Raw genomic sequence first — 282 nt, 5'->3', positions numbered from 1 at the left:
CGCCAACTGGCCGAGCACGTCACCGCCCACCCGGACCTGTCCGCCACCGACATCGGCTGGTCCCTGATCAAGACCCGCTCACCACACGACCACCGTGCGGTGATCCTCGGTCAGGACCCGGCGGCGGCTTTGGAGGCGCTGGCGCAGGGAGCCCCACACCCCGACCTGGTGAAGGGACAGGTCGGAGCGGCCGGCCCCGGCCCGGTACTGGTCTTTCCCGGCCAGGGCTCGCAGTGGGCCGGCATGGGCGCCCAACTCCTCGACCACTCCCCCGTGTTCGCC

Annotated in this window: 1 protein-coding gene; it reads left to right on the top strand. The window is 72.3% G+C overall.

Features of this window, described 5'->3' with window-relative positions:
* Nucleotides 1-282: acyltransferase domain-containing protein (locus ACYF6T_RS44775; RefSeq protein ID WP_461703736.1), on the top strand; the 282-nt coding region annotated here is incomplete at both ends.

The organism is Streptomyces sp. 7R007, from assembly GCF_054850255.1.
Note: the sequence above shows the minus strand (reverse complement) of the source record. Positions and strands in the feature narration are given on the sequence as shown.